The following is a 26,148-nucleotide window of genomic DNA, read 5'->3' on the forward strand; positions in this document are numbered from 1 at the left end:
CACAACCTGTACGGCATTACCTTCAGCCAGCTCACCCAACACATTCATCAGCAACGTTAAGGCCGCGGTAGGTAGTTCGATCTGGTGTGAGACGTCATCCGCATCTTTAATCAGAATCTGCTGCGTCTCAAGCTTTGTTGAAAGGAAAGCGGCCAAGGCACGCTGGCCACGTGTAGCCGTTTCTATTTCATGTTTTGCCGGAAGAGCCAGTCCGGTCAGCGTAGTATTCGTCATCATCATATCTCCATCGATTAACTATTGCTGAAAGAATAATCGAAATAAACGAAAAACGCAATAAACGAAACACTACCGAGATGTTATCGTCGCATCTTGGCACACATGGAAAGATTAACCGTCCCGGACAGCTTAAGGCGAACAAGTACCTCGATCAGCGACAAAGCGGAAAGTGACTGGACCATATGAAGTATATATCTGGGATGTTGCGTAATGTCGTATGTGGTGAAAAGACTCGGGTATTATCGTACCTCGGGGATGATATCTTCAACCGTAAAATCATTGGGATGATTATAAAATCTATATGCTGTAATTGGCCTCTCACCCTGCTCTGGTAAAGAAGATATTAACTTTTAAAATTAGGGTGTGATAAAGGTGGTCATTTTGGTGGTCTTGACAGGATAGTCATTTTCCTTTAGCTTAATTATTAGCCACTTGCTGGTAAAGGCGATCCCAGTCAGAGGAGCCAAAATTCTGGAAAAGCCCGCGTCAGGTAACTGACGCGGGCTTTTTGCTATAAGTTCATGGCTGGGCGAATAACATCCAGCTTGCGAAGTCCGGTCAGGTAACCCTGAGCGGGCTATCCATTAACTTTATTAACATGACAGACAACTTTTCCCGCACTTGAGAAGCGTAACGTCCCGAAATATCATATTTATCCAGTTCTATTTTTGCCTCTGTGAGGCCGCCCATTAAGCGCGAGCGAAAAGGCATAGGCAATGGGATGCGGAAAATAACGGTAAAAATCACTATGTTTTCCCCCCTTGCGCCACTCAAAGGCTGCTGGAATCTGTCTGACGCACCGGGTGTTGTCCCATAATTTCGTCGCTAATGGTATCACTCGCTGCATTACTTTTTCTATCCGGCAGGAAACTTCTTGAGGGCCATAAATAAAGGGAATATCACAATCTCTATCCCTCGCATCAACGATCAGGTCGATGTTGGCAGACTTCTCAGTTCGGTGCCACTTTATGGTTGCGTTGGCTACCACATGTGGTACAAAATCAAGGGATAAACCCCATTTTGGCGCAAACACGCCGCCTTTCCATTTAACGAAAGTAAAGACTTGGCGAATGGGTGCATCATCACTGCGTAGCCACGTTAGATGCTTTTGACGAACAAATCCCAATGGTAATAATTTGGACTCTATTACTGGAAAAATAATTTCATGAAGCTTTTTATTTGATAGTAAATCAAATATTTTCGGCTCTGCCCGCCGAGGAAAAAATATTCCCACAGTTATTCCTTAAGCATTCCTGAAACAATTAATCTGATTTTTTTGATAAGAGGTTATATTTTTCGACAAGCATTTAAAAGTTTTTTAATCATATCAAACTGTTTATGTTTCGTGAATATATGTGCATTATTACTATATCCTATTGAGATTTGACTTGCGCTTCGTGCCATGTTCATTGCACAATAAAAATGTATTTCTCTCTGATAATGTTGCTTCCTAAGCAGATAGCAATAACTATCTTTTCACCCAGTTCCCAAAAAATGTGCCGCACCTTACAGGCGCGGCTTTTATCATTATTTCAGATCAGCATTGAATAATGATGTCAACTGAACTGCGGGCGGATAGCCTCGCTAAAGTCAGTCATGTTCACGTTAGCCTCGTTTCAATTAGCGCTATTCAACCCAGCCGCGAACAAGTCTGCCCCGCTCAAGTCTGCCTCGCCTAATTCAATCCCCCTCAGATCCGCATTTCTAAGGCAATCGCCTTTTATGATAATTCGCCGCTGGCCCGTCAAGGATATGTCCGAGCGGGCTTGGGGATACTGGTGCAGTAAAACCACAGCGGTGCTGACACTGTCATATATCTTTTTATCAATCGATAGCTCAACACTCAATAACTCAGCAGTGCATTCGCTACTGCTCACTTTTATGGTAGCCAAATCGACATCTTGGCCATAGGCCTGCTCAGTAATAATGGTAATGGTATGTTCGGAAAAATTAAATTCGAGTTTTTCAGGAATGTCAAAACCGTATCTTCCCCGATTAAGGAGAAAAGCGTCCGCCCAAGCTTGAGCAAATTTCTCATAAAGATCGGCTTGAGCGACATGTTCATTATTTAGATAGCCATTTTTATAAAAAAATTCAACATCTTTTAATACACGCGCTGCTTTCTTTCTTGCTTCTACCACTTGAACATCATGGCAACCCCAACATGCTCCCAAGTTTGAAAGAACTGAAAAACCCATTCCATAATATGGCATATTTATTTCCTCGGTCATTCGCATCGCGAATTTTATATTTAATCACAAATTATTTTAATAGCACAATCAACTATCTGGTGTTTTAGCCTGAATAACTGTGCTTTATATCGCTCCATTTTTGTTAGCCCCTGCCCATTGCCGGAAAATGGTGACGCCATGTGCATAAACTGGGCGATATTTTTCAATAATTGTCACAGATGTCGGCGCCGGGAGTTGTGCGTCATCGTTTCATGGAATGTCATATCTTTTTTTGGCGATTGATCAGGTCGCTCAATCAGGATTGAGTTCCCTCAAAGTGATCTACTCTTTGGCCCACCTAGGTAGAATACCCGCCGCAATATATATACTTTGCAAACATGGCTACCTCTTGGATGAAAAATGGCCGCTTATCCACGAATACATCGTAAGCGCACCGATTGCGGTGCCGGCACGGCCCAAACGGGCCTGTATTTGCTGGCGGATCGAGGTCAGCGTTTTCATAACGCTCCTGAAGCGGCAGATTCAGCGCGTATCCATTTGGGGAAATGGAATAAATCACATAAATCTGTCCGCTCCGCCTGATGCTTCAATGGTCTGTCCCGTAACAAACTGGTTTCTTCCAGAAAGCAGGAACGCAGCAATCGCGGCAATATCTTCAGGCAGTCCAAAGCGGCCCACCGGGGTTTTCTCTTTACCCAGTAATGCCATGACCTCCGCGTCCGTTTTGTCAGCGAGTTCGGGACGACGAATGCGGACATTCGGTAGCATATTCTGTGCCCAGTTATCCGTCGCGACAGCGCCCACACCGATAGCATTGACCAGAATACCATCCGCAGCCACGCTCAATGCCAAACTGCGGGTCAGGTTGTTGATGGCGGCGCTCAGGGCGTGCGAAACGGTAAGCTGCGGGTTGGGATAGATACCGCCGATGGAGGAGATATTGACAATGCGCCCCCAGTTTCTTTTCTGCATCCCGGGGATGACTGCCTTACAAAAGCGTCGCATGGCGGAGAGCTTGGTCTCTGTCATTAACCACCAGTCTTCCTCCGAAGTGGTTAACAGCGTGCCCGTATGTGCTCTTCCTGCATTATTTACCAGTAAATCAATACGCTGAAAAACCTTTTCCGCCTGTTCAACCACCTGGGAAGGTAGTTCGATATCAGTCACGTCTCCGGCAATAGGCAGCACCGAAACACCGTATTTATCCGAGATTTTTTTCGCCGCCAGAATCAGGTCAGGTTCTCGTCTGGCAACCATGACTAAATGCACACCATTCACGGCCAGTTCTTCACAAATGCCGAAACCAATTCCGGTTCGGGCTCCGGTTACCAGCGCCACTTTTCCAGCCAGTTTTAAATCCATTCCTTGCTCCTCAAATTAAGCACGTTTAATCACATGAGCCGTATTAGTAACAAATATCTCTGTCAGAAGTCTGTGTATCAGAATTCTGGCGTTTGAAAATAGCGGTCAAAGCGTTGAGCGCCGCCTCTGCTTATGCCATTGACAACATTGAGTTTAGCGCGAGGGGGATAAAGGGTAAATGCATACCGACAGCCATGCGCTTTTTTGCGCCAGGATTCTGATGCCGGTGATGATTTGCCGTATCGTTGTTGCTAATATTCCAGTGGGAAATGGGGACGAGTTTTGCGGGGTTTGTTGCATGGATTGCGCCCATTAAAAAAAATAATGGACATCATCTTCAACAAGTTGACGGGCAATTAACAGACGGCGCTGGGCAAACGCTGACGTTACGGGTTATCGAATCAACCCGTCATCGACGGTTTTTTTTGTAAACCCGATACCTTCTAATGGGAAGACACATAGTCTGATCCCGAATGGACTGGCGGGACTGCGAAGTTCTCTCGCATGCGCCTGGTTTCCTCGGCGGGGGGAAGACCGAACAGACGTTTGAATTCCCGGTTAAATTGCGATGGGCTTTCATAACCGACGACATGGCTGGCGGCGGCGGCCGTCATGCCTTGCCGAACCATCAACAGCCTCGCTTGGTGCAGCCGCGTGGACTTTACATATTGCATGGGCGATGTGCTGGTAATCGCCTTGAAATGGCTATGAAAGGTCGGCACGCTCATCCCCGCTTCGCGCGCCAATTGCGGGAGATCAAGTGGCTGCGCATAGGCGGCATGAATGCGCTGCAAAGCCTTGCTGATTTTTCCGAATTGACCGTGCATCGCCAACGCCGAACGCATGGCGCTGCCTTGAGCACCGGTGAGAATACGGAAGTACAGCTCACGGACTATCGCTGGCCCAAGTATCGCGGCATTCATGGGTTGGTCCAGCGTTTCAAGAAGGCGCAGGACGGATGACCTTAGCGCAGTGTCCATCGGGCTGGACATCATACTTTGCGGTGGGGCCGCCGGCATGGAGACGCCCAGGCGGTCGATTTGGATCATCAATTCAGCCGCCACCTTGAAGTCCAGGTGTAGGTAAATGGCCAATAACGGGCGCTCCGGCGAGGCATCGGTTTCCATCACGAAAGGGACTGGAACCGATACCGCCAGATAATGCTGCTCGTCGTAGAGATAAACCCGGCTACCGAAATAACCCCTTTTGCAACCCTGACATACGATGACAACTCCCGGGTCGTATAACACCGGTGTACGCGCTAACGGACGATTGGAGCGCAGCAGGCGCACCCCGGGTAGCGTCGTCAGGTTATAGCCTTCCTCAGGGGCCAAGGCCAGAAGCAAACTGACCATTTGCTGTCGATCCGACTCCAGTCTCGCTGGCGTTGAAACAATGTTATCCATAAAAAGATCCGGCCTCATAGAAATAGGCAATAAAAGGATAGCATATGACCTATTCGCTAAACTATAGGAAGAATATTATGCATTAGCCTACTCAATAACAGAGAGTTTTACCATGTCATCTTCCAAGATTCTTTTCATTACCGGCGTCAGCAGCGGCTTTGGCCGAGCCCTCGCTCAAGAGGCGCTCGCGTCTGGTCATCGCGTCGTCGGAACAGTGCGTGGCGCCGAGGCGAAGCAGTCCTTTGAAGCCCTTGATGCCGAACGGGCCTTCGGACGTATTCTCGATGTAACGGACTTCGACACTATCGGCGGCGTGATCGCTGAGGTTGAGGCCAACGTCGGGCCGTTGGACGTGCTGGTCAACAACGCCGGGTACGGCCACGAGGGCGTGATGGAAGAGTCCCCGCTGGACGAAATGCGCCGACAGTTCAACGTGAACGTATTCGGCGCGGTAGCCATGATGAAGGCGGTACTGCCCTATATGCGCAAGCGCCGCTGCGGCCATATCCTGAATATCACTTCGATGGGTGGTTTCATTACCATGCCCGGCATCGCCTATTACTGCGGCAGCAAATTCGCCCTGGAAGGCATATCCGAAGTCGTGGGTAAAGAGGTCAAGCCTTTCGGTATCGCCGTGACGGCGGTTGCGCCGGGCTCTTTCAGAACGGACTGGGCGGGTCGCTCAATGATCCGGACAGACCGATCCATTCCCGATTACGATACCCTGTTTGATCCGATCCGTCAGGCTCGCGAAGAGAAGAGCGGTAAGCAACTCGGCGATCCGGTGAAGGCTGCGCGTGCGATGCTGGCGGTCATAGACAGCAGCACACCTCCCGCACATCTGCTGCTGGGCAGCGATGCGCTTGGCCTGGTTCGTGACAGGCTGACAGCGTTTGCCGCCGAGATAGATGAGTGGGAAACGGTGACGCGCTCTACGGACGGCTGACCTTCCCCTCATTCTTTGTCACTGGCTGCATTATTGTTCATGTCGTGGTCAACTAAAACTGGGTAGCGCCACGGCAACTGCTGATATGACCTGCTTGTATAATGACGGCCCTTACCAGAGTGGAACATAGCCTACGGCAAACCCCGCCTTCAGATAGAAATGCCGAAGCCCCCCATAACGTAGTTCGAGCCGTTGCCATGGCCATTCGGGCGCTTGAAGCTTCAGCTGAGTGAACCGCCGATTTTCAAAATCCGCTCTTTTTCTCTGAAAAGTGTGGCGGAAAACGCCAGTTTAGCCTGGTCCTGTTTAATGAGAAGAGATCAAAGGCAACGCAGTTTTGCACAGACAGGCCTTACCGACGAGATAATATTACGCTCGAGTGATCCCAGGCTAAATGGCAGCAAACAACAGCGGTATCGGCCACGCAACCATCGCAGCGTTGCTCTTGGTTCCGCTCCGGTGGCTGCCAACGCCGGTGTTCGTCAGTTTTGGGCCGCTGGAAATCAGGCAACGCCATCAGCGCCGGTTTCACGCCCCAGCAAAAGGACCAGGGCCATAATCACAGACAAGGCAACGGCGACAGCACTCGCCAGATACACAGAACCGATCCCCCACGCCCCTGCCAGCGCCCCGGCCAGCGGACTGGTTATGCCCAGGGAAAGATCGAGGAAGGCGACATAGGCCCCCATCGCCAAGCTGCGGGTTTGCGCAGGCGCACGTCGCACGGCTTCAACACCAAAGCCGGGAAACGCCAGCGAGTAGCCAAAGCCCGTCAACGCCGCGCCCAACAGTGCAATATTTGCCGTGTCGGCCTGCCAGATCAGCACCTGTCCCAGCGCCTCGATAATCACGCACACTAACGCGACCCGCGCCCCGCCGAGTTTATCCGGCAGATGGCCAAACAAAATACGCGCGCCGATAAAGGCCAAGCCAAAGGTGGTGAACGCGAGGGACGCGTCGCCCCACTGTCGCGCGGTAAACAGCAAGGCTATAAACGCTTCAATCACGCCGAACCCCACGCTGCAAAGCGCCAGCCCCAATCCCGGCTTCCACACTGCGTTAAGCACTTTGTAGAACGGGGTCCGTTCAGCGGCAATCGGCGCAACCCCGTTGACGTTGGCAATCATGATCAGAGCGATAAAGGGAATAAAGGTCGCTGCAAGGGCAATAGCCAAAAACCCCCCCTGAATATTGGCAGCCACGCCTAAAGGTGCTCCCAGCGCATAAGCGCCGTACATGGCAATGCCGTTCCAGGACATGACTTTCCCGGCGTTGCGCGTCCCAACCAGCCCAAAACCCCAGCCCATGGCGCCGGTGACAATCAGGCTCTCCCCGATCGCCAGCACAATTCGCCCCCCCAGGAGGATCCAGACAGAAACCCCCGGCATGCCAATGAACCGCAGCGAGATGAGGAATAATACGCCCGATACCGCGACGATAAGCAGGCCCATCACCATGGCCCGTTTTGCACCGTGGATATCGGCAAAGTTTCCGGCCCATGAGCGGGAAAGCAACGCAGCCACAAACTGGGCGCCAATGACCAGACCGACGACCAGCGCGCTCATTCCCAGCGTGACGTGCAGATGTAGCGGTAATACCGGTAATTGCATGCCAATAATAAGAAAACCGATGAAGACGGACAGCACAAGCGGCAGCAGCGTAAGGAAAACGCTTTTTATCGGCGGGGTGATGCTGGGCGTCGCCGGGGAATATTGAATTTGTTTTTCAGTCATAGATATCATCAAAGACATGCATTTTTATAACCAGTAATGCAGGCTTTCGCCTCTTTATTACTGTCCCGAAGCCGTTGCCTCCAACCATTACGTTGTCGGCAACCCTTAAAAAACTCACTGCAGGCGGACCGACAGTTCGACATCCCCCGCAAACGGCACTGACAGGTAGCCATTATTCGGAGAACGGATATAGTCCAGATAGTCCGGGCTGAAATCGACGTTATCGGCGATAATCAACGCGCCGGGGCGCAAATGGCTTTCCACTTTTGCCAAAACATCGAGATAGATTGATTTGGCGCCATCAAGCAGCAGCAGATCGACCGTGTCCGGAAGATTGACCGCCAGCGTCCGTAGAGCATCGCCTTGCCTGATTTCAACCAGATCGTCCAAGCCCGCTTCTTTCAGATGCGCATATGCCTGCGCCGCCTTGGTGGGTTCAAACTCACTGGTGATCAATCGCCCGGCGCCGTTATCACGTAGCGCCGCAGCAAGATGCAGCGTTGAAATGCCGAACGACGTGCCGAACTCGACGATGTTGTGTGCCTGCGTGCTCCGCGCCAACATATAAAGCAAGACGCCGGTTTCACGTGAAACGGGTAACCAGAGGTCTTTCAGGTAACCGTAAAAATCCAGATATTTAGTTTTACTGCTCATCAGGCGTTCACGTTCCGCCCGTGGCATTCCGGCCCATGCCGGGCTGGCCGCCATATCCGCTTGTTGAAACAAACGGTCCAGCAGCGTCACGAAAGCCGCGGAAGTCATTGTCGTCGCCATAAATAACGCTCCAAGGTGAATTAAGCATAAAAGGTAATGTGATTGATTCGTCACATTGATATAATGCGACTAATAACTCGCTTTCGCTATTCGCATTCATTTTCAAGGGAGAACGCCGCGATGTCAGACCGCCAGACCCCCCGTATATCCTCTAGAAAACAACCCAAACAGGCCCGTTCAACAGAACTCGTTGCCGCCATTTTGCAGGCGGCTACTCAGGTTCTGGCGGCAGAGGGGGCACAGCGTTTCACCACAGCCCGTGTCGCCGAGAAAGCGGGGATCAGCATTGGTTCGCTGTATCAATACTTCCCGAATAAAGCGTCCATCCTGTTCCGTCTGCAATACGATGAGTGGCAACAAACCACCGCTTTGCTGCGCGATATTCTCAAAGATGACAGCCAGCCGCCGCTGATGCGCCTGCGGGCGCTGGTGCATGCGTTTATTCAGTCTGAATGCGATGAATCCGCGATGAGAGTGGCGCTAAACGATGCCGCGCCGTTGTACCGCGACGCACCTGAAGCGCTGGCGGCCAGGTCAGAAGGTGACGAGATTTATCAGGTATTTATGCGAGAAGTGCTGCCTGACACGCCGGAAGAGGTGCTGACACAGGCAAGCGGGCTGATCATTACTACCCTTGGCAGCGTCGGCCATGCTTTTTCGGAAAGCCCGCGAACCCAACAGGAAATCAATTCCTGGTCTGATGCCATGGCGGATATGTTCTGCTCGTATATTGATGGAATTGCTAAGGCGAGCAATGCGTTGGGGCGTCAATAAAAAGAGTTGTTGCAGGCAAAATGTTGAACTAATGCCTTGACATAATGTTTGTGTGCAAACATTATTCTCCTATGGATAATGATAATGATTCACAACTCAGATCTATAGGGGCATGGGCAAAGCGTTGCTATTTCTCAGGCCGTGTCCTTATGGAAAATGTCCTTCGACCCTATGGTTTAGGCGCGACGCAATGGTATGTGCTGTTTCAGCTCAGTCATAACGGGCCGACGATGCAGCGAGAATTGATGCGCCAGCTGCAGCTTGAGCGCGCGACGTTAAGCATTATCATCGGTTCGTTGGTCCGTAAAGGGTTAATCGAGCAGGTGCCGGATAAAGTCGATTTGCGGCAGAAGCTGTTACGCTTAACCCCGGCGGGGACAACTCTTTGGGAAAGGCTCCCTGACCTGCGTTTCATTCATGAAGCGGCGTTTGCCGGCATCAATGAAGCGGATATTGACACTGCCATTCGGGTACTGCGAATTGCCACCGGCCGGCTTGATGACCTCATACGTAAGGAAATAAAAGAATGACTATCCTGATAACGGGGGCAACAGGCATGGTGGGCGCGCGATTGCTTCCCCGTCTGGTTGACACCGGCGTCGATTGCCGGGCATTGGTACGAAATGACGCGGCGCTGCCCGCAGGGGTTACCCCCGTGAAGGGTGACATTTTCGATTCTCGGGTACTCGAGCAAGCAGTGACGGGCGTTTCGGCTATTATCCACCTCGCCGCTGTATTTCGCACCGAGGACACCGATCTGATCTGGAAGAGCAATGTTGAAGGCACGCGCAGGCTTATCGCCGCGGCACAGGCCTGCGCGCCAAAGGCGCGTTTCATACTTGCGAGCACGAGTAATGTTTACAACCTAAACAATCCACATCCGGGTCGGGAGGAGGATGAGGTTTCGCCCGATCATGCTTATCCCGCAAGCAAAGTGGCCGCTGAGAATGAGTTGCGCAAAAGTGGACTTAACTGGATTATCCTGCGTTTTCCTTTTATCTATGGCGACGCCGACGGGCATTTGGACATGCTGTCTAAAATGGCGGTCGCGAACAAGATGCATCCGGCAAGTAAAATCAGCACCCTTCACCATAGCGATATCGCGACTGCAATGACCCTTGCGCTGTCAGGTGGCATGGACGGTCAACTGGTCAATATCGCAGATGAAGCGACAACCTCGATTTACGAATTAATCAAGCTTGTTGGGGGGGAAATGCCGCCTTCATCCGAACCGCTCAGCAATCCCTGGCATCTTCATATCGATGCATCACTTGCCCGCACGCTTGGTTTTCAACCCAAGATCAGAACCGTTTACCAGGCCGAACAGGAAGGGCTGCTCTAGCCCGGCGTTGGCGAAGCGTGGACCAGGGATAAGGCGCAAGGAAGCAGCGGTAGCCTAGCGGGGACGATTGATAGCCTGCAAAACCTGCTCGTACTCTCCTCGCCGCTCGGCAATTTTTACGCCGCCCATCCGAACCATACCACCAGCCTGAAACAGGTGCAGGTATTAGGCGAATGGGCCTCGTTTCCGGGTGAAAACTCGCTGAAAATCATCGAAGTGATTAAAGACCACACCTAAGCATTAGTCACCGCGCGCGACAATGCCGCCGACACCCTGCCAAAACTGGTTCAGGATGTTAACGCCCTTATGCCTGATGGATGCAAGTAACCTTGCCGCCAAGGGATCGCGAAAACCGTAGGGCAAACAAGAAAATGGCACGCACCGACATGCGTTGCCTTGCGCCGCCGGCGTCAATTCGCAAGATTTCCTTGCCGGTAAAAGATACCGCCAATATAATCAGCTGGCATTGCCACAATGCCGTAGGCGTTATCGTCATCCAACGCGCCCGGATACCCCAGGGTCTCAGCAGAGAAAACGGGGATCGTAAGGCGCGACTTCCTGTTTTTCATTCGGGCTATCCTGGTATACGGCCATGCTGATAGTCCCGTCGCCGCCTTTCCATCAGCACCACCCGGAGAGGAAATCGTCATGAAAATTAGCGGTAATACCATTCTGATCACAGGCGGCACCAGCGGTATAGGTCGAGCCCTGGCTGAAGCATTCCACGCGCGCGGCAACCACATCATTATCACCGGGCGTCGCCAGGCGCTGCTTGATGACATTACCGGGGATAATCCGGGAATGGCGGGCTTCAGGCTTGATCTACGCGATGACGCCATGCTCGCCGATGTTGCCGCAGAGGTCAGATCGCGCTTTCCCGCCCTGAACGTTCTGATTGCCAATGCCGGTGTTTCACGCAGTGAAAAGCTTATCGAAGACGGCTGGAACGCGGACGTCGCCGAGGAGATCGTCAACACCAATGTCCTCGGTATCATTCGCACCACGGCGGCTTTCTTGCCGCTGATTAAAGGCCGGTCCGACGCCACCTTTATGGCAACCGGCTCCGCGCTGGCGTTTGTGCCCAGGGCGGACTTCCCGACCTACTGCGCCAGCAAAGCGTTTCTGCACTCGTGGCTGATCTCTCTACGTCACCAGTTGCGCCATATTCCCCTTGAAGTGCTGGAGCTTTCCCCTCCCTACGTGCAGACTGAACTCACGGGCATCGCCCAGGCGGCGGATCCAAGAGCTATGCCGCTGCCGGAGTACATCGCCAGGGTAATGGCGCTGATCGAGGGCCATCAGCACCTGAACGGAGAGATCCTGCTTGACGGCGATAAAGCACGCCGCTGGGCGGAAAAAGAGGGAACATTCTCCGCCCTTTTCCACGCCATGAACCCGGACTGACCGCCGTCCCGTGCCGAAAATCATTCGGCACGGCTTTTCTTGCCTGTGCGGTAACGCGTTTACCAAGCCAGGTTGCCAGATCCCTACCGCCTGCGGGCGCCCGACATGCTGTCAAAGACCCCGTCGCGCAGCACCAGCGCATGGAACAGCGCCGCGGCCAGGTGCAGCATCACGGTGATGAACAGCGCCAGCGCAACCTGCGAATGCAGCGGGCGCAGAACGGCGTACCAGTCGTTATTCACCGGCACGATGGGCGGTAAAACAAAGGAGCCGCCTAAAGAGACCGGATACCCCGCCGCCGATTGCATCGCCCAGCCGATAAGCGGCTGGAGGAACATCATCGCATAAAGCGCCCAATGCGAAAGATGCGCCATACCTCTCTGCCAGGCAGGTACGGAGGCAGGCAGCGGCGGTACCGCGGTGTAAAATCGCAGCCACAGCCTGACCGCCGCCAGCACCAGAATCATCAGGCCCAGCGGCTTGTGGACCGACACCAGTAAGGCATGCAGCGACGAAACCGTTGCAACCATCGCCACGCCGATAAACAGCATCGCCACGATCGCCGCGGCCATCAGCCAGTGCAGGAAACGCAGCGCTGGATGGAAATGAGCAACCTGTTTCATAAGCGGGCTCCTGACTGTTGGGACTGTTCACGGGTGCGGGCGTTGTACGATTTGGCATAGGCCGACGAGCGCGCATTGAGCAAAGGATCGTCCGACGCGGCGATGCCGTCCGGGAGGATCAGGGGATCGTAGTTGATATCGTTGCACGGACCATTTAGCTGCGGGACAACGCTTGTCAGCACGAGCGTGCCGGCATTGATGGTTTGCCGATCGTCGGGCCAGACCTTGGCGGCATCGTTACCCGCATCGCCGGGCCGGGCGACGGTAATCACCAAATCCCACTTCAGCGGGTTCTGTGCCAGGCGCTGCTCAATATCGCGCTGCAGGAAATCCTTATCGCTTTTATCCGCCTCGCTAATGGGTTGATAGCCGGTGTGCGGCACCATGCTCCAGCGAACCAGGTGCTCCCCGCCCGTTTTATCAATAAACCTAAATGCATTCAGGCTGTTAAAGCGATCGCTCGCCCAGCTGGATGAGGGAACATATTGCTTTGCCCAGGCAAGATAGCGCTGCATCTGGGGATGCGCCCCCACAAACGCCTTCAGCCTTTCAGGATTGGGTTTGCCGGTTGCCGGGTCAGGCAGGGTGATGGTTTGCAATTGGTAGAACTCTTCAACGGTCGATACCGGAAACAGCGGCATGGCGTTCATTCCCGTGCGCCACTGTTCACCGTTACCCTGCCTGAACGCCAGCGCCATGCTGCGCACGGGAACGGCATAATCCGGCGCGGCGGGATTACCGCCTGCGATGGCAAAGCGCCCCGTTACCGGCGTTTCACCCGGCGCGAACAGCGCGGCGCGCGATAGCGGGCCGGCATTGCCGTTAGAGATAAAACTCCCGACGACGCACACGCCTTTGGCATGGTTGCGGCGAAAGCCCGGATGATCACCGCCCGATTTTTGCAGTACCGTCACCAGTTTGTCAGAGGTAAGGCGTTCCGGCGCCAGCCAGCCGCCCGTCCACAGAAACAGCGCTATCACGCCGAGTGGAATAATACCGACTAGCAACAGGCGCACGATTTTCTGGCCGGTGGAAAGTGAAGAGGTTGTCATATTTTTCGCTCACACTGTCAAAATTGAACCCGCGGACGAATACGGGGAGATCTATTCCCGCAGGACAAAAACGTATTTACACAAAGCCGACCACCAAGGCTGTGGCTTTGCCTTTTATTTATCAGAATCAGGCCAAACGGCGCCAGGGCTTCTCACCTACCCTGGTAAACCGAAACGACCCGTCCATTGCATTGCGGATTCAGTCATCCGGTCGACACGGAAGGGGCGCCAATGGTCTTCGCGACGCCCCTCTGTGACCGAACCGCTAAAACAAACCTACTAGTTGGTAGCTTGAATGTCAATGGCATCACGCCTTTTCCCTCCACGGGGATGAGGCGATCGTTTGGATCCGGGCGCGGGACGTAACCATTGTCCTTACTCTCGGTGATCGGGCTAAAATGATGACGTCCGTGAACAGGCTTCACCAGCGCCATATCCCGTAGCCCGGTTAATTAAGGAAATCCCCCATGCTGAAAGAAAACTTCAATGAGCTGCAGATCTTTCTGGTGGTCGCCAGGGAGCGAAGTTTCACGAAAGCAGCGGGTAAGCTGGGGGTTTCCCAGTCCGCACTCAGCCATGCCATCAAGGCCCTGGAAGAACGTTTAAACCTGCGGCTTTTGACCCGTACCACCCGTAGCGTCGCCCCCACCGAGGTGGGCGAGAGAATTATCGCCTGTCTGGAACCCCGCCTCGCCGATCTGGAACACGAACTGCAAACCCTGCTTCAACTCAACGGCCGCGCATCTGGCAATATCAGGCTTTCGGCGGGAGAGCACGCGACGCGCAGCCTGTTATGGCCAAAGCTGAAACCTTTTTTAAGGGCATACCCGGAAATCAGCGTCGAGCTGGTGGTGGATAATGGCTTTGTGAATATTGTCGAAGACCGTTTTGATGCCGGCGTCCGTCTTGGCGAAAGTGTCGATAAAGACATGGTCGCCGTAAAGATAGGCCCGGATATGCGCATGGCCGTGGTCGGCGCGCCGGCCTATTTTGCCGCGAACGGCATTCCCCATGCGCCGCATGACCTGCAGAACCACCGGTGCATCAATCTGCGGCTACCCACCGCCGGCAGTTTGTATCACTGGGAGTTTGAACGGGAAGGGAAACCGCTGCGCGTCAGGGTCGAAGGACAACTGACGTTCAATTTGCTGTCGGAAAGAATCGATGCGGCGCTGTCAGGTTTTGGCATTGCCTGTGTGCCGGAGGATATGATTGCGGGTTTGGTAAAATCCGCAAAACTTATCCAGGTTCTGGATGAGTGGTGTCCGCGCTTCCCGGGTTATTACCTTTACTACCCCAGCCGCAAGCAGCATCCGCCCGCCTTTGCGCTTATGATAGATGCGCTGCGCCATGTACAATAAAATTTCAGCGAACTCATTGCCCATCACGCTCGATGAATAACGGGTTATCCGGGGAACTCAAAGCAGACAGGGATACAGGTTAACGGGTTGGTATAAAAATAACGGTGGGTTCCAGGATAGGCACTATGAACCCTATTCATGAATGCTTACCCTGAATGTTTCTATGATACTTTGTGGCCCGGGAAAGCGTTATTCCAGGTTGGCGTGTCTGGCAAACATACTATTACCGGTTTCGCCAAGCTGCGCCATCAACTCAAGCACAATCGCATCATAGGTGATAAAACACAGTTGCTCGAAAGCGGAACCCATCGGTTGTGAAAATGCGCCGTCCTTTTGCTGGTTTTCTTGTTTCACCGTTCCCGGTAAAACCAGCACGCCGCTGGCTAATCTGCCAATCGTCGAGTCGGGTCTCATGGTAACCAAGACTACATCCACATCGCTTTCCACGGCTTTTTGCGCCAGGCTGACGAGACTTGTCGTTTCGCCGCTGCCGGATCCAATAATGACCAAATCTCCCGGTTTGGCGCGTGGCGACGAAATTTCGCCGACAATGCTTACGGAAAAGCCCAAATGCAGTAAACGATTGGCAAAACCACAAATGGCAATCCCACTACGTCCCGCCCCTTGCAGGAAAATATGTTTAGCTTTCCTCAATTGAGTAATAAATTGATCCGCTTGTGCATTGTCAATTTTTACAGCATTGTTTCCTAGTTCCTTTAAAATACCGATCGTATTTTCTTGAACACCCATTCACTTTTCCTCCCGTTAGGCTATCGTGCGTCCGCCGTCCATCAAAATCGTTTGGCCCTGAATATACGAATTAGCCTTGTCCGCTAAAAAAATCGCCAAATTAGCCACGTCATCAATGGTGCCCAGGCGACGCACCGGAATTTTTTGCAAAACAGCATCCAAATCGGCTTGCGTCGGGTAATTGACACGCATCATTTCGCCGGTGTCAATCAGACGGGGGGCAATGGCGTTGACGTTGACGCCTTTGGGTCCCAATTCTTTTGCCAAACCCCGGATCAACCCCTCTCCTCCCGCTTTACTTGCCGGATAACTTACCCCGCCGCCGGTGCCCGACAGCGCCGAACCGGATGAAATGTAAACGATGGATCCCTGGTTGATAACGAAGTCATCGTAGAAGGCTTTCACCGTATTGAACAAACCGGTCAGATTGATCGCAAGCGTTGTATTCCATTCTTCAAACGTTATATTCTTGACGGTATTGGCAAACGCCACGCCCGCGTTCAAGACCAGAATATCGATGCGGCCAAAGGTTTCGAACACTTTTTCGCGTACCGATTCCAGCGCCTTGGGATCGGACACATCGGTTTTGACAAACAAGGATTTTACACTGCCGAAAGTCAGTTCAGCCGCGGTTTTGCTGCCGTTTTCTTCGTTATAATCCACAATGACCGTATGCGCGCCACGTTCCGCAAACTGTCTGGCAATCCCTTTGCCAATCCCATGCGCGCCACCCGTCACCAACGCCACTTTCCCTTCAAAATTGCTCATTTTCCTTACTCCTTCATCTTTGCCGACCAAGGGGATCTTCTGCTGCCCATGCCGGCGGTTTAGATGTTGCCCAAGGGTCATCGCCAGCTTGCCAAGCCTGGTATCCCGGGTCATGTTTACTGAATTGCATTTTTTAATGCCTGATAGCTTGCCTTGGGATTTGCATTAAACAACGCGCCCCCTACAACGATCAGATCCGCTCCGGCCTCTTTCACTTTTTTTGCGATATCTATATTGACGCCGCCATCAACTTCAATTTGGATATTGCGATCGGAGATCATTTTTTTGGTGTTTTTTATCTTTTCCAAACTTTTTTCAATAAAGGTTTGGTCGGGGCGCCCTGGGTTAATGGTCATGATTAAAATATAATCAATATCATCCAGCAGATATTGCAGTACATTTTCAGGTGTTCCAGGATTGAGCACCACGCCAGCTTTTCGTCCGGCTTTCTTGATTTTTTGCAAAATATAATGCACGTGCGGAGTGGACTCATAATGTACTGAAATCATTTCCGCGCCGGTTTTTATGACATCATCAATATGTTTCTCAGGATTGGCCAACATCATGTGAACATCAAATGTCATCACACTGGCCTTTTTTAACGCGGCAATTTGATTGGGACCAAAGGCAATATTATTGACATAAGTGCCGTCCATTAAGTCTACATGTAAAATCTCGGTATTTTCTGTTTCTAAAAAATTTATTTCATCTTGCAAATGTAATATATTTGCGCCGAATACGGAAGGTAAGATCTGCGCCATGGTCATCAGCTCCATTCTTGGTTACTTAATGAAATACAGTACTTAACCAATAGGTCAATACTTCCCAGGGTCCGGTTAATACAAAGTCCGTGCCTTGACCGTTCAGGCCAACACCCGCGCCGTTCAAAAATTGCGTGGCGCCAGGCGCGACATATCCGCCCAGGTACATAACAACAATACAGAAAAGCAGGGTTGAAATAATTGAGCGAATGACATTTCCATTACTCATCATCACGGTCATGGTCGACATGTAGATTATTGACATCAAAACACCGATGGGGAAAATTTGTATGCCCGGCAATACCAGTGCGCAAAGCATGGTCAGAGGTATGGTAATGACCGTGACGGTGATCGTCGCGGGATCGCCAAGCGCTAAAGCGCAGTCCATACCGATATTCAGTTCCGCGTCTTTACCCATTTGTTTTTGCATAATTTCTTTGGCGCTCTTGCCAATGGGGTTAAGCCCTTCCATCAGGACGCTGACGACTTTCGGCAGCAACACCATTACGCCCGCGACCCCCATTGCCATAGGCACGATTTTGGTAATATCCTGCTTGGTCAATATACCCAGCAGACAACCGACAATGACGCCGATAATTGCCGGCTCACCAAATACCCCTAGCCGTTTCTGCACACTTTCCAGGTCGACATCCAGCTTATTCAAGCCAGGAATGAAATCGATGATCTTGTTAACCAGCCAGGCAAAAGGTAATGTCCAGCCGATATGAATCATCGTGGTGCATGTGGTACCCTCCAGTCCGTAATATTTTTGCCATCTGGGTGCAATCAAATCGCCGATAAATAAGGCCGCCACACTGAGCGCAACGGCAACACCCAGACCAATAAAAAAGTTATCGAATACAAAATAGGCTAATGAACCTGGTACCAAAAAATGCATGTAGTTCCAGATGTCGACGTTTAATGTTTTGGTTAATTTTAAACGAACCAAGAACAGATTCAAGACAATGCCAATGGGAATGACTAACGCGGCGAAAGGCGCTACCCATGCGGCCGCCCCTACCGCCGGCCAGCCGATATCGGCCACGGTGAAACCACTGCCTATTTTTGAATAGTAGGCGATCGCCGGCTGCAATGAAGCATTTAATAACCCGACCACCAATCCTAAGCCTATAAAACCGATACCTACCGTGATGCCTGATTTAATCGCGGCACCGACTTTCATACGGAAAACCAATCCTAAAATAAAGATAACAAGCGGCAGAATGGCGGTAGCCCCCATGCTTGTTATTGTTAACATGATATTTTTTAACGTTTCCATTTTTTTTCACCCATGTCGATTTTAGCTTTTGGCCAACTCTGTTAATATTTCTCCTAATTTCTTGCGCAATGCCACTTCGTTAATACCCGTGATAAATCCCGCTACGCTCATATGGGGTTTGCCTATATCACCTTTATAGTTATTGGTGGTTAATACCACGTCCGCATGGGACATCTCGGAAGGCAATTCGGACATACTGCATTTGTTGATTTTGTACGACGTGATGCCATATTCGGAACAAACCGATTTCACTTCTTCAGCGGCTAAGGTGGACGTTGCGACACCGCTTCCGCAGGCTACGAGGATGGTAATCATATTAAGACTCCGGTGTAGTGTTGGTAATTATCGTGGATACGAACAACGCCTTTGCTTCATCAGCAGGAAGCTCCAGCAATTGGTGATAGAACTCCGCCCTTTGCAGATGGCTAAACAACGCTTTTAGCAGCTGCAATTGGTCGGCCGGATCGGTTACGACTAAATTGACAACCAGGCTTACCGATAACTTATCGTCGCCGTCGGCCTGATTGACCCATACCGGCGCCGGCAAGCGAATGAGGTAAATTGAGGGATGATTGGCATGTTCGCTTTCGCAATGGGGAATGGCCACCGCGTAGCCGTCCAGCAAAATCCCTGTGGGATAGTCGGCTTCGCGTTGCCGAAGCGCCGTCAGGTAGGATGCCTTTACCGTACCTTCAGCACAGAGTTTGCCGTGAATATGTTGCAGTACCTCATCGTAATTGCTGAATGCCGCGCCATCGGCAACGCTGACCTTTAATGTACTCACCACCCTCTCCTTACGCCGTTTAGTTTTGCTCATATGAGCTTAACTCAAAAATCATGTGAGCAGTTATAACACATCAGTTTTGTTCGCGAAATGGTGGTTGCCAGAACTTGTACTTCGATCACATAAAATCACATTAGGGAGCTTAATTCAGTGCTCATATGAGCAAACAGAGAATAATCGAGGCTTGGTCAACGGCACTATCCGGGTCAGGGCCAAGGGGGGACAACCATGGCCTTTTATAAATAAAAAGGGGTAAAGGCGGGAGAATGGACCGGTTGAAACGGGTTTTGGCTGAAGGCCTAGCCAGCCTTGGTGTGCATTCCGGCAGGTAACGCGGGAGCGGACGCCGGACGCCGGACGCCAATACCGGTTTTTTCACCTGGGCGGGCCGCCCGGACCCGGCATTAACGCAGTTAACCCAGGTAAATGGCAAGCGCCGCCTTGGCAGCCGCGGCCTTAATCCAGGAGCTTCACGGCGGTATCAAAATCAGTTATCAAGACGTTGAGCAAGCCGGATTTCAAAGACGCGACGATACCGTCGAACTTCTCTTCGCCTCCGGCCACGCCAATGACTGTTTGGGTTTTTCTCAGCTGTTCGGTGGAGATACCGAATCCCAGGCGATCCATCGGACTGTCGAGGACGTCCCCCTGGCTGTTAACCAGCGAGATACAGATGTCCGCGGCGATGTCCTGCTTTAGCAGGGACTCGCGCCAGGCGGGCGGGAAAATATTGCACAGGCTGGACGAGCCCGACTTCCAGGCCCCGATGCCGGTAATCACCACGTCCAGCTGCGGATAATACTGCTGGGTATCCAGCACCGCCTGATCGCCCGCCAGTTTTACCGCGAGCCCTTCATCATCAACCCACATCGGCACATACATGGGGTGGGCTTTACCGTGGGAGAGGGCGGCGATTTTATGAATAAGATCAATGGGTCCCTGGCTAAACTCAATGCCGGGATGGACGCCGGAAAGCTGTACCACGTCCAGGGGGGGCAGCGTGGTTAACTGACTGACGGTGCTTGATAGCACGCGTCCCCAGGCGATGCCCAGCTTCATGCCTTCTTTCAGCGTTTCGCCCAGATAAATCGCGGCGATTGCCCCCAACTTGTGGTTTAACTCGTCCTGCGTTGACCAGGATTCCGCGACCGAAAGCACTTCCGCCGCATCTAAGTGGTATTTTTCCCGCAGGTTGCCGGCTATTTCGTCGTCCATCGCCTGCTGTTTCGGGAAAATAAACCTGACATAATCCTGATGGATGGCTTCATCGATAAGACGCGCGACCTTGAAGCGAGAGATGCCGAGCTCTTCGGCAATCTCGATTTTTGTTTTCATCTCTGCAAAGTAACGCCTGACAACAAGAGAATAGATGTAGCAGGAATCATAGGCCTGCCAGCGGGAATTCTTCTTCTGTTTCGTCATAGTATTGCCCATTTACTGCCACTATGGCATGGGCATGTGCAGAACGCCGCCCCGCCCTATAATCAACTCAAAGGAGTATACATAGTTACGCTCATGAGATATGCACATATGAGATAAAATATTTATGTTTTGTGATTGAGAGCACCCCGTTTCTTCTCTTGCGCATGCTCAGGCAAACGCCCGCGCGATGCCAAGGGTATGGGCATACACCGCGCCCGCCTTCAGTATCACCCCGATGGCGTAACCTTCTTCCAGGGCAGCCGGCGGCACCCCCGCCGCCAATGCCGCATGGTGAAAAGCCTGCCTTTGCCCTTCATGTTCTTTCGCCAGGGCGGCCGATGCGGCAATCACATAGCGCAGCGGCAACGGCAGCGTACCCTCCTGGAATACCTGGTTAACAAAGGCGTTGCGGTCCTGTTCAATGGGCATTGCGCTTAACGCCGACCGCTGCGGGCGCAGGGTCGAGTCCGCGTCAATGCCGATGGTGTCGCCCAACAGCGTTTCCAGCGCCGCGGTAATGTAGGCGGCCGCCAGGAGTTGGTCGCGCGTAGCCCCCAGTTGGCGGGCGATGCGCGCATGATGTTCAATGCAATATTCACACCGGGTGACCTGCGCCACCCCCACCGCGACAATATGCTTGTCGCGGCTGCTCAGCGCGCCCTCGCCCCAATACCGGCGCGACAGCGCCCTGAAGGCTTTGGCCTGGGCATTTTTTCCTTCCAGTGCGGATAATATCGCCACGTCCTGTTCATGACTCATCATGCCTCCTGGCTGTTCAGCGGCGCTTTCGCGGCGGGATCATCGCTGACGTGCAACGCCCGGCGGTTTTCCCGCACCGGATCTTTGGCGGCGAAGGCGGCGAACAGGCTAAGGACCGCATAAAAAGAAATAAACGCGCTGATAAGCCAAGGCGAGCCGCCGCCCACCGAAAACAGGTAAGTGGCGATAAAGGGGGTCAATCCCCCTGAAATCAGGGTGCCCACCTGGTAGCCGATGGATACGCCGCTGTAACGCACTTCGGTGGGGAATTGTTCTGAAAACCAGGCCGCGCCCGGCCCATATATGGCGGCGTCGAACACCGCCAGGCCAACCGCCACCACCAGCGGCAGAAACAGCAGGTTGCCCCGATCGAGAAACAAAAAGAACGGCCAGACCAGCACGCCGATGCCGATTATCCCGAATACCGCGGGTCCGCGCCGGCCAATTTTGTCCGACAGCAGCGCCCAAAACGGCGTGGCGATAATGGCCGCCGCGGAACCTACCAGTACCGCGGTGAGCGCCATGGTGGCGTCGCCACGCTTAAGCGCCAGGTAGCTTAGCGCATAGGTGGTGAGGATCGAATACATCGCCGGCTGCACCAGCCGCAGGCCGATGGTCACCAGCAATCCCCTGGGGTGGTTGCGGATGACATCCGCCACCGGATAACGCCTGATCCTGCCCTGGGCCTGGGCCCGCAGGAAAACCGGCGGCTCGTCAATCCGCAATCTGACGAATATGCCGATGGCAATCAGCGCGATGCTGAACAAAAACGGCAGGCGCCAGCCCCAGTTGCCGAAGTCCCCGCTGCTGAGCGATGCCCTCACGATCAAAAACGTGGCCGAGGCCAGCAGCATGCCGGCCGCGGAACCAATTTGGGTAAAGGATCCCAACAGTCCACGGTTTTTGGCGGTCGCGTGTTCAACCGACAATAGCGATGCGCCGCCCCATTCCGCGCCGGTGGCCAACCCCTGCAATAAACGCAGCAGTACCAGCAGCACCGGCGCCCAGAGCCCGGCAATCGCATAGGTCGGCAGCAGGCCGGTCAGAAGCGTGGCGATGCCCATCAGCACCAGTGAATAGACCAGGACCTGCTTGCGGCCGATCCTGTCGCCGAAATGCCCGGCGATAATGCCGCCCAACGGGCGGGCAAAAAAACCCACGCCATAGGCGGCGAACGAAGCCAATAATCCCGACAGCGGATCGGTTGACGGCGGAAAGAAGGTATGGCTGAAAATCAGCGCGGCGGCGGTACTGTAAATATAGAAATCATACCACTCGACGGTGGTGCCGATAAACGCCGCAAAAGCCACTTTGCGGCTTTTCGCCCTGAGGTCTTGCGGTATATCGCTGGCAAGCGTCATTTCGATCCCCTTATATACTTTTGCTGTAATTTCACCCGGATATTCCAGACACACAGCATGAATGTTTATTCCCGGCGAGTATCGGCGTTACCCTATCAAGGGCTATTGACGTTGTTAAGGTACGATTTTCGCTAAGCAAAGAACCCGGGAATGAGACAATCGGGGTGGCGCGTGTTGCTTTGCCGTTTACTGTCTAAGCTCATCAATATTTAATCTTTGACCCACGATGGCGGGGTTGTTAGCTTTTTTGTCCGACATAAGAAATCGCTTTAGCGGGAAGACTGGACATGGCAGCCGAAGTTTTGACTAACGGGTTGAGTGACACGCTGGTGGGATGGCGCAGGGAGTTGCATCAAAATCCGGAGATTTCCGGACTCGAATTCCAGACCACGCAAAAAATCAGGCAGTGGTTGAGCGAGGCGGACATTGCCATTTTGCCGCTCGCGCTTAAAACCGGCGTAGTGGCGCAAATCGGCCAGGGCGACGGGCCGGTTTGCGCGTTGCGCGCCGATATTGACGCCCTGCCCATTGAGGAGCAATCAGACCGGCCGTTCAGTTCCCGCAATCCGGGCGTTATGCACGCCTGCGGGCATGATATCCATACCTCGGTGATGCTGGGCGCCGCGCTGCTGCTGAAAGAGCGGGAGGCCAGTCTTGCCGGTAAAGTCAGGATCCTGTTCCAGCCGGCGGAGGAAATCTTTACCGGCGCCCGGCAATTAATCGATGCCGGCGCGCTGGAGGGGGTAAGCGTGATTTTCGGCGGCCATAACGCCCCCGATCTGCCGGTGGGCGAATTTGGCACCCGGTCAGGACCGCTGCATGCCAACGTTGACCGCTTTGAAATCCTGGTTAACGGCAAAGGCGCCCACGCCGCCCGGCCCGAGGAGGGCGTCGATAGCATCGTGCTGGCCGCCCATATCATCACCGCGCTGCAAACCTTGCCCAGCCGCGCCTTTAGCGCGCTGGACTCGGTGGTGCTAAGCGTCACGCGCATTACCGGCGGCAATACCTGGAACGTGCTGCCGCAGCAGGTGGAACTTGAGGGTACGGTGCGCACCCATAATACGGCGGTCCGCGCCCTGGTGCCGGAAAAAATAACCCGCCTGATTGAACATATCGCCGCCGGCTTCGGCGCCCACGCCGAGCTGCGCTGGCACGCCGGGCCGCCGGTGCTGGTGAACAGCGCCGAATGGGCGGATTTCACCAAGGATGTGGCGGCCGCGGAGGGTTATCGGGTACATGACCTGCCGCCGCTGATGGGCGGCGAGGACTTTGCCTTTTATCTGCATCACCTGCCCGGCGCGTTTGTGAATATCGGTTCGGCCAGCGCCTTCGGCCTGCATCATCCGCGCTTTGATCCCTCGGAGGCGTTAATCGCGCCGGCGGCGCGCTATTTCGCCCGCCTGGCGCAGGAGACGCTGCATAAGCTGCAGGCGTAATCGCCCATCAGCGACCCGCACGGCGCCGCGACCGGCGCCGGTAGCCAGGGCTGATTCAGGCGTGGTCCGCCTTCGCCGCCGCCAGCGGCGCATTCCAGCCCTGGCGCGCTTCCAGCTCGCGCGCCAGCGTCGTCAACGCATTGCGATCCACCTTGTTGGTGCCCGCCCAGGGCAGTTCGGCCAGGAAAGCGATGCGCCTCGGGTGCTGGTAGGCCGGGCCGTTATCCAGGGCATGCTGCTTTAGCGCAGCGACGCTTAGCGTGCTGTCTGGCTGCAATACCACGAACGCGACCGGTACCTGGCTGCGTTCCTCATCCGGCAACGGCACCACGCAAACCTGACGTACCTGGGGATGGGTCTCCAGCGTTTTTTCCACCTCCACCGGGAAGATGTTTTCTCCGGAGCAGACAAACATATCGTCCGCCCGGCCGGTAAAATAATAGAACCCCTGCGCATCGCGGCGCATCACGTCGCCGCTGTAATACCAGCCATCCCGGAATACCTGGCCGCTTTTCTCCGGCAGGCCGAGATAGCCCGGCGTGACCGCCGGATTGCGCATGCAAAGCACCCCTTCGTCGGCGCTCGCGCCATCCACCAGCTTGACCTCCCCCGCCGCCAGCGGATATCCCAACGCCAGGGGCGGTGTGGGCAGCCCGTCGGGATGGGGACCGAATACCGCCGGCCCCGCCTCGGTGGTGCCGTAACCATGGGTGATGGTGGCCGTGGGAAACGCCTGCTGGATGCGATTGAGCAGCGAGATCGACATGGGGGCGGAACCCAGCATCAGGCGGTTAAGGGCGGAGAAATCCCGCCCGGCCAGCAAACCCGGATCGCGGACCAGCCGGGCGAACATGGTCGGCACGGCGGTGACGATATTGATGCGATAATCGGCCAGGGCGGCGGCATAGCGCTCGGCGTCAAAGGCCGGCAGGACCACCAGCAGGGCGTTAACCGCAAACACCCGTTTGGTCAGGAACAGGCCGTTCATATGAAACAACGGCTGCGCCAGCAGATAGCGGGCCTGCGTTCCATCAGGCTCCACGCCGCCGCTGCGGGTGGCTTCCAGCGCCCACAGCTGTCCCTGGTGGGTCAGCGGCACGCCTTTCGGCCGGCCGGTGGAACCGGACGTGTAGAGGATCATCGCCACCTCGCCCGCCTCAGGTTTCACGGTGTCGAAGGCCTGCGGCCGGATAAGTGTGCCGAATCCCTCCTCGCCCTGCCCGTCGAAGTTCACCAAGGGCAGCTTGCCGCGCAAAATTTCATGGCGCGCGTCGTCGACAAAGGCCAGACGGATTTTTGCATCCGCCAGCAGGTATTCCAGGGTGTCGGTCGGCACTTTGATATTGAGCGGCACCGCGACCAGACCGGCGCGCATAATGCCGAAATACGCGGCAATGTATTGCGCGCGGTTAAGCGAGGCGATGGCGACGGTACTGCCCCGCGGCAGGCCAAGATCGGTCAGGTAGCGGGCGACGCCGCCGGCCAGTTCGTCGATCTGCCGATGGCTCCAATGGCGCGGCCGGGCGGGATCGCTTAAATCAATCAGCGCGTCACGCTGTAAATCCGCGCTGCGGACGATCAGATCGCCCAGGTTATGGTGTTGAAACGGCATGGCTACT

General features: G+C 53.9%; 26 protein-coding genes and 1 pseudogene. 7 read left to right on the forward strand and 20 right to left on the reverse strand.

What is annotated here, in order from left to right:
- The 5 genes and pseudogenes from VGC33_RS07010 to VGC33_RS07030 form a co-directional block, all read right to left on the reverse strand.
- A pseudogene (locus VGC33_RS07010) lies at positions 1-234 on the reverse strand (DNA-binding protein); the annotation flags it as partial.
- 655 nt (positions 235-889) lie between these two features.
- The gene (locus VGC33_RS07015) at positions 890-1,471 is read right to left on the reverse strand and encodes a hypothetical protein (protein ID WP_331120033.1); all 582 of its coding nucleotides are present in this window, start codon (positions 1,469-1,471) and stop codon (positions 890-892) included.
- 382 nt (positions 1,472-1,853) lie between these two features.
- A complete protein-coding gene (locus VGC33_RS07020; protein WP_331120034.1) occupies positions 1,854-2,450 on the reverse strand; it encodes a pentapeptide repeat-containing protein in 597 nt (198 codons plus the stop codon).
- A gap of 534 nt (positions 2,451-2,984) precedes the next feature.
- Entirely contained in the window at positions 2,985-3,791 is an 807-nt protein-coding gene (locus VGC33_RS07025; protein WP_331120035.1) for an SDR family NAD(P)-dependent oxidoreductase, read from the reverse strand.
- Positions 3,792-4,234: 443 nt separating this feature from the next.
- Complete coding sequence (locus tag VGC33_RS07030; RefSeq protein ID WP_414636905.1) at positions 4,235-5,146, reverse strand: AraC family transcriptional regulator; 912 nt, start codon at positions 5,144-5,146, stop codon at positions 4,235-4,237.
- Between the two features lie 163 nt (positions 5,147-5,309).
- Here VGC33_RS07030 and VGC33_RS07035 point away from each other — a divergent pair, with 163 nt between their 5' ends.
- Positions 5,310-6,143: an oxidoreductase gene (locus tag VGC33_RS07035; protein ID WP_331120037.1), complete on the forward strand. Its 834-nt coding sequence runs from the start codon at positions 5,310-5,312 to the stop codon at positions 6,141-6,143.
- Between the two features lie 503 nt (positions 6,144-6,646).
- Here VGC33_RS07035 and VGC33_RS07040 read toward each other — a convergent pair.
- Positions 6,647-7,876, reverse strand: a complete 1,230-nt coding sequence (locus VGC33_RS07040; protein WP_331120038.1) for an arabinose transporter — start codon at positions 7,874-7,876, stop codon at positions 6,647-6,649.
- Between the two features lie 114 nt (positions 7,877-7,990).
- Positions 7,991-8,650, reverse strand: coding sequence for an O-methyltransferase (locus VGC33_RS07045; protein WP_331120039.1), 660 nt, complete (start codon positions 8,648-8,650; stop codon positions 7,991-7,993).
- A gap of 120 nt (positions 8,651-8,770) precedes the next feature.
- On the opposite strand from VGC33_RS07045, the gene VGC33_RS07050 reads away from it, so the two are divergent.
- The 3 genes from VGC33_RS07050 (at position 8,771) to VGC33_RS07060 (ending at position 10,766) form a co-directional block, all read left to right on the forward strand.
- Positions 8,771-9,424, forward strand: a complete 654-nt coding sequence (locus VGC33_RS07050; RefSeq protein ID WP_331120040.1) for a TetR/AcrR family transcriptional regulator — start codon at positions 8,771-8,773, stop codon at positions 9,422-9,424.
- A gap of 149 nt (positions 9,425-9,573) precedes the next feature.
- Positions 9,574-9,954, forward strand: a complete 381-nt coding sequence (locus VGC33_RS07055) for a MarR family winged helix-turn-helix transcriptional regulator (protein ID WP_331120041.1) — start codon at positions 9,574-9,576, stop codon at positions 9,952-9,954.
- Entirely contained in the window at positions 9,951-10,766 is an 816-nt protein-coding gene (locus VGC33_RS07060) for an NAD-dependent epimerase/dehydratase family protein (protein WP_331120042.1), read from the forward strand. Before VGC33_RS07055 ends, VGC33_RS07060 begins: the two co-directional genes overlap by 4 nt.
- Before the next feature lie 410 nt (positions 10,767-11,176).
- Here the strand turns inward: VGC33_RS07060 and VGC33_RS07065 are convergent, their stop codons facing one another.
- On the reverse strand, positions 11,177-11,335 hold the full coding sequence (locus VGC33_RS07065; protein ID WP_331120043.1) for a hypothetical protein: 159 nt from the start codon (positions 11,333-11,335) through the stop codon (positions 11,177-11,179).
- A gap of 79 nt (positions 11,336-11,414) precedes the next feature.
- Here VGC33_RS07065 and VGC33_RS07070 point away from each other — a divergent pair, with 79 nt between their 5' ends.
- On the forward strand, positions 11,415-12,170 hold the full coding sequence (locus tag VGC33_RS07070; RefSeq protein ID WP_331120044.1) for an SDR family oxidoreductase: 756 nt from the start codon (positions 11,415-11,417) through the stop codon (positions 12,168-12,170).
- Between the two features lie 83 nt (positions 12,171-12,253).
- Here VGC33_RS07070 and VGC33_RS07075 read toward each other — a convergent pair whose 3' ends face one another.
- Together VGC33_RS07075 and VGC33_RS07080 are read right to left on the reverse strand one after the other, a co-directional pair.
- Positions 12,254-12,793, reverse strand: a complete 540-nt coding sequence (locus VGC33_RS07075; protein ID WP_331120045.1) for a cytochrome b — start codon at positions 12,791-12,793, stop codon at positions 12,254-12,256.
- A complete protein-coding gene (locus VGC33_RS07080; RefSeq protein ID WP_331120046.1) occupies positions 12,790-13,845 on the reverse strand; it encodes a catalase family peroxidase in 1,056 nt (351 codons plus the stop codon). Before VGC33_RS07080 ends, VGC33_RS07075 begins: the two co-directional genes overlap by 4 nt.
- Positions 13,846-14,312: 467 nt before the next feature.
- Between VGC33_RS07080 and VGC33_RS07085 the strand changes: the two genes are divergently transcribed.
- The gene (locus VGC33_RS07085) at positions 14,313-15,206 is read left to right on the forward strand and encodes a LysR family transcriptional regulator (protein ID WP_331120047.1); all 894 of its coding nucleotides are present in this window, start codon (positions 14,313-14,315) and stop codon (positions 15,204-15,206) included.
- Between the two features lie 189 nt (positions 15,207-15,395).
- On the opposite strand, the gene hxlB is transcribed toward VGC33_RS07085, so the two are convergent.
- The 9 genes from hxlB to VGC33_RS07130 form a co-directional block, all read right to left on the reverse strand.
- Complete coding sequence (gene hxlB, locus VGC33_RS07090) at positions 15,396-15,956, reverse strand: 6-phospho-3-hexuloisomerase (protein WP_331120048.1); 561 nt, start codon at positions 15,954-15,956, stop codon at positions 15,396-15,398.
- 15 nt (positions 15,957-15,971) lie between these two features.
- Complete coding sequence (locus tag VGC33_RS07095; protein ID WP_331120111.1) at positions 15,972-16,724, reverse strand: SDR family NAD(P)-dependent oxidoreductase; 753 nt, start codon at positions 16,722-16,724, stop codon at positions 15,972-15,974.
- Between the two features lie 116 nt (positions 16,725-16,840).
- Positions 16,841-17,485, reverse strand: a complete 645-nt coding sequence (rpe, locus tag VGC33_RS07100; RefSeq protein WP_331120112.1) for a ribulose-phosphate 3-epimerase — start codon at positions 17,483-17,485, stop codon at positions 16,841-16,843.
- Positions 17,486-17,510: 25 nt separating this feature from the next.
- A complete protein-coding gene (locus VGC33_RS07105) occupies positions 17,511-18,764 on the reverse strand; it encodes a PTS transporter subunit IIC (RefSeq protein ID WP_331120049.1) in 1,254 nt (417 codons plus the stop codon).
- 21 nt (positions 18,765-18,785) lie between these two features.
- Positions 18,786-19,079: a PTS sugar transporter subunit IIB gene (locus tag VGC33_RS07110; protein WP_331120050.1), complete on the reverse strand. Its 294-nt coding sequence runs from the start codon at positions 19,077-19,079 to the stop codon at positions 18,786-18,788.
- 1 nt (position 19,080) lies between these two features.
- Positions 19,081-19,548: a PTS galactitol transporter subunit IIA gene (gene gatA, locus VGC33_RS07115; RefSeq protein WP_331120051.1), complete on the reverse strand. Its 468-nt coding sequence runs from the start codon at positions 19,546-19,548 to the stop codon at positions 19,081-19,083.
- A 456-nt stretch (positions 19,549-20,004) separates the two neighbouring features.
- Positions 20,005-20,970, reverse strand: coding sequence for a sugar-binding transcriptional regulator (locus VGC33_RS07120; protein WP_331120052.1), 966 nt, complete (start codon positions 20,968-20,970; stop codon positions 20,005-20,007).
- 168 nt (positions 20,971-21,138) lie between these two features.
- Positions 21,139-21,729, reverse strand: coding sequence for a carboxymuconolactone decarboxylase family protein (locus VGC33_RS07125; RefSeq protein ID WP_331120053.1), 591 nt, complete (start codon positions 21,727-21,729; stop codon positions 21,139-21,141).
- Positions 21,729-23,090 (reverse strand): MFS transporter, encoded by a 1,362-nt coding sequence (locus tag VGC33_RS07130; RefSeq protein ID WP_331120054.1) that lies wholly within the window; start codon positions 23,088-23,090, stop codon positions 21,729-21,731. The genes VGC33_RS07125 and VGC33_RS07130 overlap by 1 nt, the downstream gene beginning before the upstream one ends.
- Before the next feature lie 302 nt (positions 23,091-23,392).
- Between VGC33_RS07130 and VGC33_RS07135 the strand changes: the two genes are divergently transcribed.
- On the forward strand, positions 23,393-24,529 hold the full coding sequence (locus VGC33_RS07135; protein ID WP_331120113.1) for an amidohydrolase: 1,137 nt from the start codon (positions 23,393-23,395) through the stop codon (positions 24,527-24,529).
- A gap of 55 nt (positions 24,530-24,584) precedes the next feature.
- Here VGC33_RS07135 and VGC33_RS07140 read toward each other — a convergent pair whose 3' ends face one another.
- On the reverse strand, positions 24,585-26,141 hold the full coding sequence (locus VGC33_RS07140; protein WP_331120055.1) for a class I adenylate-forming enzyme family protein: 1,557 nt from the start codon (positions 26,139-26,141) through the stop codon (positions 24,585-24,587).
- Positions 26,142-26,148: the final 7 nt, after the last annotated feature.

It is taken from the genome of Acerihabitans sp. (assembly GCF_036398755.1).
In the GTDB taxonomy this organism is placed as follows: Bacteria; Pseudomonadota; Gammaproteobacteria; order Enterobacterales; family Enterobacteriaceae; genus Acerihabitans.

Excerpts from the sequence above, each read along its gene's own strand:
- VGC33_RS07075 (WP_331120045.1), bottom strand. The coding sequence starts at position 12,793 with ATGAAACAGGTTGCTCATTTCCATCCAGCGCTGCGTTTCCTGCACTGG.
- VGC33_RS07035 (WP_331120037.1), top strand. The coding sequence starts at position 5,310 with ATGTCATCTTCCAAGATTCTTTTCATTACCGGCGTCAGCAGCGGCTTT.
- VGC33_RS07130 (WP_331120054.1), bottom strand. The coding sequence starts at position 23,090 with ATGACGCTTGCCAGCGATATACCGCAAGACCTCAGGGCGAAAAGCCGC.
- VGC33_RS07020 (WP_331120034.1), bottom strand. The coding sequence starts at position 2,450 with ATGCCATATTATGGAATGGGTTTTTCAGTTCTTTCAAACTTGGGAGCA.
- hxlB (WP_331120048.1), bottom strand. The coding sequence starts at position 15,956 with ATGGGTGTTCAAGAAAATACGATCGGTATTTTAAAGGAACTAGGAAAC.
- VGC33_RS07025 (WP_331120035.1), bottom strand. The coding sequence starts at position 3,791 with ATGGATTTAAAACTGGCTGGAAAAGTGGCGCTGGTAACCGGAGCCCGA.
- VGC33_RS07080 (WP_331120046.1), bottom strand. The coding sequence starts at position 13,845 with ATGACAACCTCTTCACTTTCCACCGGCCAGAAAATCGTGCGCCTGTTG.
- VGC33_RS07125 (WP_331120053.1), bottom strand. The coding sequence starts at position 21,729 with ATGAGTCATGAACAGGACGTGGCGATATTATCCGCACTGGAAGGAAAA.
- VGC33_RS07060 (WP_331120042.1), top strand. The coding sequence starts at position 9,951 with ATGACTATCCTGATAACGGGGGCAACAGGCATGGTGGGCGCGCGATTG.
- rpe (WP_331120112.1), bottom strand. The coding sequence starts at position 17,485 with ATGGCGCAGATCTTACCTTCCGTATTCGGCGCAAATATATTACATTTG.
- VGC33_RS07050 (WP_331120040.1), top strand. The coding sequence starts at position 8,771 with ATGTCAGACCGCCAGACCCCCCGTATATCCTCTAGAAAACAACCCAAA.
- VGC33_RS07085 (WP_331120047.1), top strand. The coding sequence starts at position 14,313 with ATGCTGAAAGAAAACTTCAATGAGCTGCAGATCTTTCTGGTGGTCGCC.
- VGC33_RS07065 (WP_331120043.1), bottom strand. The coding sequence starts at position 11,335 with ATGAAAAACAGGAAGTCGCGCCTTACGATCCCCGTTTTCTCTGCTGAG.
- VGC33_RS07070 (WP_331120044.1), top strand. The coding sequence starts at position 11,415 with ATGAAAATTAGCGGTAATACCATTCTGATCACAGGCGGCACCAGCGGT.
- VGC33_RS07095 (WP_331120111.1), bottom strand. The coding sequence starts at position 16,724 with ATGAGCAATTTTGAAGGGAAAGTGGCGTTGGTGACGGGTGGCGCGCAT.
- VGC33_RS07105 (WP_331120049.1), bottom strand. The coding sequence starts at position 18,764 with ATGGAAACGTTAAAAAATATCATGTTAACAATAACAAGCATGGGGGCT.
- VGC33_RS07040 (WP_331120038.1), bottom strand. The coding sequence starts at position 7,876 with ATGACTGAAAAACAAATTCAATATTCCCCGGCGACGCCCAGCATCACC.
- VGC33_RS07030 (WP_414636905.1), bottom strand. The coding sequence starts at position 5,146 with ATGGTCAGTTTGCTTCTGGCCTTGGCCCCTGAGGAAGGCTATAACCTG.
- VGC33_RS07110 (WP_331120050.1), bottom strand. The coding sequence starts at position 19,079 with ATGATTACCATCCTCGTAGCCTGCGGAAGCGGTGTCGCAACGTCCACC.
- VGC33_RS07055 (WP_331120041.1), top strand. The coding sequence starts at position 9,574 with ATGGAAAATGTCCTTCGACCCTATGGTTTAGGCGCGACGCAATGGTAT.
- VGC33_RS07120 (WP_331120052.1), bottom strand. The coding sequence starts at position 20,970 with ATGACGAAACAGAAGAAGAATTCCCGCTGGCAGGCCTATGATTCCTGC.
- VGC33_RS07045 (WP_331120039.1), bottom strand. The coding sequence starts at position 8,650 with ATGGCGACGACAATGACTTCCGCGGCTTTCGTGACGCTGCTGGACCGT.
- VGC33_RS07140 (WP_331120055.1), bottom strand. The coding sequence starts at position 26,141 with ATGCCGTTTCAACACCATAACCTGGGCGATCTGATCGTCCGCAGCGCG.